The following is a 10,406-nucleotide window of genomic DNA, read 5'->3' as shown; positions in this document are numbered from 1 at the left end:
CCTTCATTTTTTGTAACTAGATACTTGTTGCAGTTGATTGCTTTATTTCGAAACAGTAATGATAAATCCATCTGGCAAGATGACTTGCTGACCATCTTCAAACTGGCAATGACTAGATAAATCAACAGAGTCTCTTTCTAAGATAAAATTCTCAGAAGACTGATTAAAGATTGCTTGAACTTCTTTCCCTTGGTAGTTCCACTTCAAAGATAGGACATCTGGTTTCACTTCTTCCAAGCAATAATTTCCATGCTGAATAATACTTGCCACTGCCTTACGAACCTTGATTAATTTCTTCATGAAATTCAGCATGTCATTGTCTTCAGAAACACGGTCCCAAGGCATGACACGACGGCAATCAGGGTCTGGTCCACCAATTAGTGCTAGCTCTGTTCCATAATAGATACAAGGGGTCCCTTTTTGAAGATAGAGGAAAGTTAGGGCAGCCTTGACATGCTGGATATTTCCTTTGGCAGTTGTAAGGATACGCTCTGTATCATGAGAATCTAAAAGGTTAAACATCACCTCTGAGATTTGTTGCTTGTAGTACATCGACTCGCTATTGATTTCTGAAATAAACTGCTCTGTCTTTTTACGCTGACGCAAGAAATAATCCTTGATACTTTCAGAGAGTGGATAGTTCATAACCGCATGGAACTCATCCCCTTGTAGCCAAGGTTGTGAGGTATGCCAGATTTCACCTAAGATATACAAATCAGGTTTTTTAGCGAGCACTGCCTTTCTAAAATCTTTCCAGAACTGATGGTCAATTTCATTGGCAACGTCCAAGCGCCAAGCATCGATATCAAAATTCTCAATCCAGTAGGTCGCAACACTGAGAAGATAGTCCCTAACCTCCGGATTAGCTGTATTCAACTTAGGCATATAGCTAGCAAAGGCAAAGGTATGATAAGGGAGTTCTCTTGGATTCTGAAGTTTATCCTCAGTAACTGGAAATTCTTGGATATGGAACCAATCTTTATAAGGTGACTTTTCGCCGTTCTTTAGAACATCCTGCCATTGGGCAGACTGGTAGCCGATATGATTGAAAACAGCATCTAGCATAATCTTGATGCCCCATTTGTGGGCTTCCTCGACAAGATTAGCGAAGACTTCCTTGTCTCCAAAGTGACGGTCAATTTCAAAATAATCCGTCGTATCGTACTTGTGATTGGTTGTTGCTTCAAAAATCGGACATAGGTAAAGTCCTGTGATTCCCAAATCTTTAAGATAGTCTAAGTGGTCAATAATCCCTTGTAAATCTCCACCAAAAAAATCATCAATATTAGGTGCAATGGCAGCATCCCACTCTCGAGCTCCATCTGGAGTCAAATTAGGGTTTCCATTGGAAAAGCGTTCTGGGAAAATCTGATACCAAACGGTATTTGAAACCCAGTCAGGAACCTGACAACCGTCAATTTCATGAATATAAGGAAGTTTAAAGCCGTTTCCATCAGCATCCAAGTTTTCTTGAGTATGTTCTACACAACCCTTATCACCATAAAAAACACCCTGACCTTCCTCATCAAGGAGCTCAAAGAGATACTGAATCCGTGCAAAATCAACCGATACCGTAACCTGCCAATAGTCAAATAGTGCATCTGAGGTTACTTTGGTCATTTCTTTCTTAGCTTCATACTTATCCTCAATGAAAATAAAAGGATCTCCATAGTGTAAGATAACCTTCTGGACATCATTTTTCTTGGTTCTGATTCGGATATGTAGCTGACCTTCTTTGTAAAGATAAGCATACTCTGATTCTGGTCTATGGTAAATGGCTGTCAATTCCATCATTTGTCTCCTAAATAATCATCATCAATAAAAACGCAAACGTTTTCATAACTAACAGAACTAGTATACTATTTTAAGACTTAAATTGCAATACTTTAATAAAGTCGACAATAAAACACCCCAAAAGTCAAGCTTTTGATTTAACTTTCGAGGTGTGACTAAGATTTTACTTATAATTAAAAGTTTCTCCTGCCAACTTATCTGCTAACTTAGGAAAGAGGGTATAAAATTTATGAGCTAGATTGAGCAAGGCTGGGAGATTGAGCTCGCGTTTGTTTTTGCCTATGGTCTTAACAATTTTTTTAGCTACTGCATCTGGCTCGAGTAGGAAGCGGTCGACCGATTTGAGGTAGGTCCCATCTGGGTCTGCCTGGTCGAAAAATGCCGTACGAATCGGTCCTGGATTAACAGTCGTCACATAGACACCATAGGGCATGAGCTCAAGGCGAAGAGCATTTGAAAAACCGATAGCCGCAAACTTGGTCGCAGAGTATAGACTAGACTTAGCAGTCGCAATCAATCCTGCCATGCTGACGATATTGATGATATGCCCTTTTCGGATTTTCTTCATACGAGAAGCAACCAAACGAGACAGATTCATCAAAGCAAAGGTATTAACCTCAAACATTTGATGAATGTCTTGATCAGAAATTTTGTCAAAATCTTCAAAAATTCCGTAACCAGCGTTGTTAATTAAAACATCAATCTTGCCATAACGCTGATAGAGTTCAGCAACTAGTTCTTCTAGGGCTTGAGCGTCGGTAATATCAATTTCAATCAATTCTGCCTGAGGATGATTTCCGTATAGTTGAGCTAATTTTTCCTTATTTCTACCTAGCAAAATGAGTTGGTCTTGATGCAAGAGTTTGACTATTTCTTGGGCTAGACCCCCGCTAGCACCTGTAATGAGAATAGTAGACATACTTTTCCTTTCTCAATCTTCTAGATTTCCACTTCTTCCAAGTCTTTGACCACATGGACGTTTTCAAAAATCGTTGCAGCATCTTTCTTAAGCTGGCTGATATCTTTTGAAAGAAAACGGGCGCTGATATGGTTGAGCAAGAGTCGTTTGGCTCCCGCTTCTGTTGCTACTTGTGCAGCCTGCATATTGGTTGAGTGACCATGATTGCGGGCAATCTTCTCATCACCCTTGCCATAAGTGGACTCATGGACAAGGACATCTGCATTGACAGCCAGACGCGCACTGGCATTGGTTTTTCGAGTGTCGCCTAAGATAGTGATAATCTTACCAGGACGTGGGGCTGAGATATAGTCTGCTGCCTTAATCTCGGTGCCGTCTTCTAGGACTACATCCTGCCCGTTTTTGATTTTTCCAAAGAGTGGTCCAAATGGTACGCCGGCAGCCTTGAGTTTTTCAGCATCCAGAGTGCCTTCTAGATCCTTTTGCATGACACGGTAGCCCACACAGAAAATAGTGTGATCCAACTCTTCCGCATAAACTGTAAATTTATCAGTTTCAAGAATTTTCCCTAGAGAATCTTTGTCGAACTCATGAAAATGAATCTTATAGGGCAAGCGTGAACCTGACACTCGTAGACTGGTCAAGACAAAAGATTTAATGCCTTGGGGACCATAGATTTCCAAATCTGTCTGCTCTTCATTGGCCTGAAAAGCGCGGCTAGAAAGGAATCCTGGCAAACCAAAGATATGATCTCCATGCAAGTGGGTGATAAAGATTTTGCTGATCTTTCGTGGTCGAATCGTAGTTTCCAGAATGCGATTTTGCGTTCCTTCTCCACAGTCAAAGAGCCAGACTTCGTTAATCTCGTCCAAGAGTTTCAGGGCGAGACTTGAAACGTTGCGGGCTTTAGAGGGCTGACCAGCCCCCGTTCCTAAAAATTGAATATCCATTTGCTACTTTCTAATTAATCAATATATAACATAGCGGTGCGGTTTTCTGAGCGGTAATAAAGCTTGCCAGAAAAAGCTCTAGCTTCTTGTAGTAAATCCTCTTGGCTATATCCCTTAAGTCGCTTTCTTCCATCTGCTAAGGTTTCCAAATCTGTCAAAGCTGTAAGATTTTCCACGCTAACAACTTCCTCTTCTCCGATTGCCTTCATGTAAATTTTCCCAGACTCCTCAAAAACTAGCTGATGGTGAAAAATTTGCGCTATCTCAAAGAGTAATTCATCCGTAATTGCTTCCTCGTTCTCTGAGAAAATGCGACCTAGTCCTTCTTTCTCGTAGCAAAATCCAAAGGATTTACCAGATAGATTGAGGCGAATAAAGGGCTTGCTTTCCAAAGCGAAACTTGGCTCAGCATTATAGAGGTTCAGTTCTTGGCTGACTTCTGCAAAATAATCGGTCGCAGCTTGAGGACTCTTTTTCTGGTAGAGCTCGGCAAAGTAGGCATTCACTACGCTGGGTGGAGGTGTAATGAGGGCTAGTTGCTCCTCTTCAGACCTACCAGCTAAAAGTTGGTCCAGATAGACCTTGTCTAGACTCGTATATCCACCATACTTGAAGGCTAACGTTTTGATATCAGTCATAAAATTCCTCTAATCTCCATTTATTTTTCTCAGAAATGTAACCTGTAATGACTTCGCCGTCATCTTGGTAATCACGTTCTTCCAGAACCGCAACACTTTCTAAATCATGAATCTTGTAGGACTTAGCAAAAGGCACGCGCAAAGTAAAGGGTTCAAAAATTTCCTTAATCTTATCCAGCAATAAAACCTGCAACTGTTCGCGACTATTCTCAGACTTGGCAGAAATCAGTGCATACGGCGTTTGGGTAGGCGTAAAGTCCTCCACCAAATCTGCTTTATTATAAAGGGTCAAGCGAGGAATATCCTCCATGTCCAAGTCTTTCATGATAGAGAGGACCGTTTTTTCATGTTCCTCATGGTAGGGATTGCTGGCATCGATGACATGGACCAGGAGATCTACATGCTTGCTTTCTTCTAAGGTTGATTTAAAACTAGACACCAACTCTGTCGGTAGGTCTTGGATAAACCCAACGGTATCTGTCAAGGTTACCTGTAGATTGCCCCCCAGATGGATGCTTTTAGTTGTTGCATCTAGAGTTGCAAAAAGCTCATCCGCTTCATACTGGGTCTTGCTGGTCAAAGTATTCATAATAGTTGACTTCCCAGCATTGGTGTAACCAATCAAACCAATCTTAAAGGTACTTGACTCCAAACGTTTTTCTCGAACTGTCGCTCGGTTTTTCTCAACCACCTTGAGTTGACGTTCGATATCTGTAATCTGGTTGCGAACACTACGACGGTTAAGCTCCAGCTGACTTTCACCTGGACCACGGGAACCAATTCCCCCTGCCTGACGGCTGAGCATAATCCCTTGACCAACCAAACGAGGCAAGAGGTACTTAAGCTGAGCTAGATGCACTTGGAGTTTACCTTCATGGCTTCGAGCTCTCATGGCAAAGATATCCAAAATCAACTGCATACGGTCAATGACCTTGACACCCAAGACTTCCTCTAAATTGACATTTTGTCGAGGTGTCAAACGGTTATTGACAATGACAGTCGTGATTTCTTCTGCGTCCACGATTTTCGCTACTTCTTCCAACTTACCAGAACCGACAAAGGTCTTAGAGTCGTATTTTTCACGCTTCTGTCTGTAGCTATCAACTACAACAGCTCCAGCTGTCTTAGCCAGACTAGCCAGCTCTTCCATGGAGAGGTCAAAATTATCCATGCCCTGGAGTTCAACACCAATGAGCAGGACTCGCTCCTCTTTTTTCTCCGTTTCAATCATTTAAAAACTCCTCAATCTGACTTAAAATACGCTCTTTAACACCAGATTCTCCTATCTGATAAAAGGTCACCTGCATGCGATTGCGGAACCAGGTTAGCTGGCGCTTGGCAAATCGACGAGTCGCCTGCTTGAGACTATCGCTAACCTCCTCCAAACTCTGCTCTCCACGAAAATAGGGGAAGAGTTCCTTGTAACCTATCCCTTTAGCAGCCTGCACATCTGGATAATGGTCAAACAACCACTTGGCTTCGTCTAGAAGTCCAGCTTCAAACATCAGGTCCACTCTGTGGTTGATACGCTCATAAAGCTGACTACGCTCATCATCCAAGCAAATAATCAGCGGATCATATAAACTTTCTTGATTTTCCAAATCTTGACCAAAATGAGCAATCTCCAAGGCACGCATAGCACGACGACGATTAAATTGGGGAATTTCAAGACCTGCTTTCTCTACGAGATGAACTAACTCCTCATCCGAAACAGGTTCTAAACTAGCTCGATAGGTTAAAATCTCCTCGTGTGGTGTCTCTCCACCTAGATGATATCCCTCTAGTAGACTCTGGATATAAAGCCCTGTTCCACCAGCGATAATAGCAAGTTTACCACGATTTTGAATATCCTCGATGGCTGCCTTTGCTTCTGAAACAAAATCAAAAGCCGAGTAAGACTCGGTTACATCTCTCACATCAATCAAGTGATGAGGGACAGTTGACTGCTCCTCCGGACTTGCCTTGGCTGTTCCAATATCCAGGCCTCGGTATACTTGTTGGCTATCCCCACTGACTACTTCACCATTGAATCGCTGAGCAACTTCAATGGCTAGGGCAGTCTTTCCAACTGCAGTTGGACCAACAATCACAATTATTTTGCTTTTCATCGTTTTTCCTTGAAAAATTCCCATTTTTTCGTTACTATTATTATATCACAAAATAGACAGGCAGAAAAATGCTATATCTTAAGCTATTTCCGTCTGATTTATAAATAAAAGGAGGAAGACTCATGGCTAAAGGATTTGCTAAAGGTCTCGTAACAGGTGTTGCAGGAACTGTTGCTGCTGTTGCAGGTGCAGTATACGCATTCAAAAAGAAAGTGATTGAACCAGAAGAACAAAAAGCAGCTTTCATCGAAGAAAACCGTAAAAAAGCAGCTCGCCGTCGCGTATCACGCTAATTAATAAAAAAGAAGTTGGAATTTCCAACTTCTTTTTTTCTATTCTTTTATACTCAATGAAAATCAAAGAGCAAACTAGGAAGCTAGCCGTAGGTTGCTCAAAGCACTGCTTTGAGGTTGTAGATATGACTGACGAAATCAGTTACATATATCTACGGTAAGGCGACGCTGACGTGGTTTGAAGAGATTTTCGAAGAGTATTAAATAGCTAGGTCAAACTTCAACTGCGGCTTCACTGGATCATAGTCAACCAACTCAAAATCTTCTGCTTTAATATCAAAGAAGTTGGTCTTGTCTGGTACATTCAAGACCAAACGTGGTTGGCAATTTGAAGGCTCACGACGGAGCAATTCCCGAGCTTGTTCAAATTGATTATCATAGATATGAAGGTTATTGATAAAGTAGAAGAATTTCCCTACCTTCCAACCAAAGTGTTTGGCAATCATCATTTGAAGCGCCACATACTGCATGGCATTGATGTGATGAGCTACAAGCATATCGTTAGAACGCTGGGTCAAGGTTGCATCCAGATAGATGTCCCCATCTACACGACGGACATCAAACATGGTCTGGAAGGCACATGGAAGAAGGCCGTCTGTTTCCTCAAAAGCTTGGTAATCCCAGAGAGAGATGATATTGCGACGGTTCCAAGGATTAGCTTCCAACTGTTTGAGAATCTTGTTAATGATGTCATGCTTCTTAACAACAGCCCCGTAACGCTCACCGATTGTCCCTGTATCTCCTACTTCCCAGTCATTCCAGTAGTGAACATTGTACTTGTCATTGAGAACTTCTAGGCTATTTGTCTGGTCTTGGTAAATCCAAAGAACTTCCTTAATAGCTGATTTGATAGCAATTGGACGTAGGGTTGTGATGGGAAATTCACCCTTGGACAAATCATACTCCGCAAAAGTACCTGTGATGTACTTGGAGTTAGCCACTGTTCCATCCTTATACTTGGGACGAGCTTGTTCTGAAAAGACTCCTTCATTGAGAATTCGCTCAATATTTTCTTTAAAAATCTTATCTGCTTTTGTCATTTACTCTCTCCTCAACGTTTATTCTTAACTAGTATAGCATAAAAAAAGAAAGGAGGAAAATCACTCGCTTCGAGATAGTGATTTTCTCCTTCTTTTGTTTTTTTATTGCAATACAAGTGATGCTGCTCCGATAACTCCAGCGTCATTTCCTAGAGTCGCAAGAGCTAATTTCGTTGTTGTACGAACTTGCGGGAAGGTATTTTCGTCATAAACCTTTTGCACACCTTGGAGAAGGAATTCCCCAGCAGCGGATACTCCACCACCGATAACGATTGTTGATGGATTTAGGATAGAACCAATGTTGGCACATGCAATACCCAAGTAACGTGAGAAGTTACGGTAAACAATCAAGGCAAGATCGTCCCCTTCTTTTGCCAAGTCAAAGACAGTTTTAGCTGTTACTTCTTCACCGTCGTCGATCAAGCGTTTCAAGGCTGCATCGCCTTCGTATTCATCTGCATAACGACGAGTCAAGTTGACAATCCCTGTTGCAGAAGCTACTGTCTCAAGACAGCCTTTTTTACCACAAGTACATGCGATTGGTTGGTCAAAGTCAACAGTGATGTGACCAAGCTCACCAGCAGCACCAGCAACACCGTGAAGCAATTTACCTTCTGCCACGATACCGCCACCAACACCTGTACCCAGAGTCATAAAAACAACGTCTGGTTGGTTTTCACCAGCACCCATCCAGCGCTCACCAAGAGCCGCCACGTTGGCATCATTATCGATGAAGAATGGAATTCCCAAGGCTTTTTCCATTTTCTCTTTGATCGGTTGAAGAGTTTTCCAGTTGAGATTATAGGCTCCGATAACAGTTCCATTTTCACGATCAACCACACCAGGTGAACCCATACCAATCCCTTGGAAATCTGCCGCAGCCAATCCAAGCAATTCAAAACGATGTTGAATTGATTCAATCATATCGTCTACGATATGGCTCCCTTCATCCAAAATGTTAGTCTTGATAGACCATTTTTCTTGGATTTCTCCTTCTTGAGTTAAAATTGCGAACTTGACAGATGTTCCACCTAGGTCAATCCCAATAATCTTTTGACTCATCTTTTTCTCCTTTATATTTATTAATGGAAATGCTTACAGACATAGTATAACAAAATCGTCAGATTTGTGCAAAGGTTTGCGTGTTAAAAGCCAATATTAAAACATCTCATTTGCTTCACTATTTGTAAAAATTAGTCACCTAAATGTTGAATGGCATAGTTTGCTTCTTCTTTTGTAAATTTTCCAATCCAAGGAGAAGTTAGCCTGTTATAAATTTCTGTTTTTGATAAATTACTGTATTTTCGGTATTCTCTTGCTTTAACTAAGGCATTTGCTTTGTAATCTGCGTTCAAGTGATCAATGGCATACTGTGCTGCTGAGCTTGAAAAACCATGTGTAACTTGTGATGTTAACTGTTCATAAAGAGCTTTTTTTGACATATGTAAAGCCGAATTATAGCTTTTTGCTTTAGTTAAAGCAGCATTGTACTGATTCCCGACTGCTGGTTTTGGTTGCCATACACCATTGTATCCCACATAGTAACGGCCACCATCTACCCATTTATCCCTAGCCATTTTACCATCTGATTCAACATAGTAACGGCCACCATCTACCCATTCATTCTTGGCCATCTTACCATCTGATTTATAATAATAGTATCCTACCCATTTATTGCGGGCAGGGCTTCCTTCTGGTGTTAAATCTAGTTTTTGAATGGCATAGTTTGCTTCTTCTTTTGTAAATTTTCCAATCCAAGGAGAAGTTAGCCTCTCATAAATTTCTTTCTTTGATAAATTGCTGTATTTTCGGTATTCTCTTGCTTTAACTAAGGCATTTGCTTTGTAATCCGCGTTCAAGTGATCGATGGCATACTGTGCTGCTGAGCTTGAAAAACCATGAGTAACTTGTGATGTTAACTGTTCATAAAGAGCTTTTTTTGACATATGTAAAGCCGAATTATAGCTTTTCGCTTTAGTTAAAGCAGCATTGTTTTGATTCCCGACTGCTGGTTTTGGTTGCCGGACACCATTGTTTCCCACATAGTAACGGCTACCATCTACCCATTTATCCCTAGCCATTTTACCATCTGATTCAACATAGTAACGGCCACCATCTACCCATTCATTCTTGGCCATCTTACCGTCTGATTTTAGATAGTAATTTCCTATCCATTTATTACGGGCAGAACTTCCTTCAGCTGTCAAATAGTAATAAGAACCAGAATTTTTATCATAGATCCAATCGCTTTTTGCCCTCTTACCATCTGATTTAAGATAGTAATTCCCTACCCAAGCATTTCGGACAGCGTTTCCCGAAGCATTTAGGTAGAAATAAGAATTAGCTTTTTTATCAAAAATCCACTTATTAGTGACTTTAACACCATTTTCATAGTACGAAGACCCTACCCAGCCAGATTGGACTGTAGACTTTGGCTTATCCTGTTTAGGTGTCGTATTTTTTTGTTTATCAGATTGCTTTGGTGCAGTACCTTTGGATTTCTCTGATTGCTTTGGAGTGCTAGATTTAGGCTTCTCTGTTTGTTTTGGAGTGCTAGTTTTTGGCTTTTCTGATTGTTTTGGAGCGCTAGATTTAGGCTTCTCTGTTTGCTTTGGAGCGCTAGATTTAGGCTTCTCTGTTTGTTTTGGAGCGCTAGATTTAGGC

The 10,406-nt window shown here is 41.2% G+C and carries 10 protein-coding genes; 1 reads left to right on the top strand and 9 read right to left on the bottom strand.

What is annotated here, in order from left to right; translation table 11 throughout:
• Window positions 1-42: 42 nt before the first annotated feature.
• From AB8E63_RS04915 to miaA, 6 genes are all read right to left on the bottom strand, one after another.
• Complete coding sequence (locus tag AB8E63_RS04915) at window positions 43-1,791, bottom strand: glycoside hydrolase family 13 protein (RefSeq protein ID WP_368910331.1); 1,749 nt, start codon at window positions 1,789-1,791, stop codon at window positions 43-45.
• A 166-nt stretch (window positions 1,792-1,957) separates the two neighbouring features.
• Window positions 1,958-2,713 (bottom strand): SDR family NAD(P)-dependent oxidoreductase, encoded by a 756-nt coding sequence (locus AB8E63_RS04910; RefSeq protein ID WP_368910248.1) that lies wholly within the window; start codon window positions 2,711-2,713, stop codon window positions 1,958-1,960.
• Window positions 2,714-2,733: 20 nt separating this feature from the next.
• The gene (rnz, locus tag AB8E63_RS04905) at window positions 2,734-3,663 is read right to left on the bottom strand and encodes a ribonuclease Z (protein WP_368910247.1); all 930 of its coding nucleotides are present in this window, start codon (window positions 3,661-3,663) and stop codon (window positions 2,734-2,736) included.
• A 14-nt stretch (window positions 3,664-3,677) separates the two neighbouring features.
• Window positions 3,678-4,301: a cystathionine beta-lyase gene (locus AB8E63_RS04900; protein WP_368910246.1), complete on the bottom strand. Its 624-nt coding sequence runs from the start codon at window positions 4,299-4,301 to the stop codon at window positions 3,678-3,680.
• A complete protein-coding gene (hflX, locus tag AB8E63_RS04895; RefSeq protein WP_368910245.1) occupies window positions 4,294-5,532 on the bottom strand; it encodes a GTPase HflX in 1,239 nt (412 codons plus the stop codon). The genes AB8E63_RS04900 and hflX overlap by 8 nt, the downstream gene beginning before the upstream one ends.
• Window positions 5,525-6,409, bottom strand: a complete 885-nt coding sequence (gene miaA, locus AB8E63_RS04890) for a tRNA (adenosine(37)-N6)-dimethylallyltransferase MiaA (protein ID WP_368910244.1) — start codon at window positions 6,407-6,409, stop codon at window positions 5,525-5,527. The genes hflX and miaA overlap by 8 nt, the downstream gene beginning before the upstream one ends.
• Window positions 6,410-6,531: 122 nt before the next feature.
• Between miaA and AB8E63_RS04885 the strand changes: the two genes are divergently transcribed.
• Window positions 6,532-6,702 carry a DUF3042 family protein gene (locus AB8E63_RS04885; protein ID WP_001051780.1) on the top strand — a complete coding sequence of 57 codons (171 nt, stop codon included), beginning with the start codon at window positions 6,532-6,534 and terminating at the stop codon, window positions 6,700-6,702.
• 200 nt (window positions 6,703-6,902) lie between these two features.
• Here the strand turns inward: AB8E63_RS04885 and AB8E63_RS04880 are convergent, their stop codons facing one another.
• The 3 genes from AB8E63_RS04880 to AB8E63_RS04870 form a co-directional block, all read right to left on the bottom strand.
• Entirely contained in the window at window positions 6,903-7,742 is an 840-nt protein-coding gene (locus AB8E63_RS04880) for a thymidylate synthase (protein ID WP_254724410.1), read from the bottom strand.
• Window positions 7,743-7,844: 102 nt separating this feature from the next.
• Window positions 7,845-8,804, bottom strand: a complete 960-nt coding sequence (locus AB8E63_RS04875; protein WP_368910243.1) for an ROK family glucokinase — start codon at window positions 8,802-8,804, stop codon at window positions 7,845-7,847.
• 131 nt (window positions 8,805-8,935) lie between these two features.
• Window positions 8,936-10,406 (bottom strand): Ltp family lipoprotein (locus AB8E63_RS04870; RefSeq protein WP_368910242.1); only part of this gene is annotated, 1,471 nt, incomplete at its 5' end.

The organism is Streptococcus sp. oral taxon 061, assembly GCF_964211575.1.
Taxonomy (GTDB): domain Bacteria; phylum Bacillota; class Bacilli; order Lactobacillales; family Streptococcaceae; genus Streptococcus.
The sequence above is the reverse complement of the archived record's forward strand: the minus strand, read 5'-3'. Positions and strand labels throughout refer to the sequence as shown.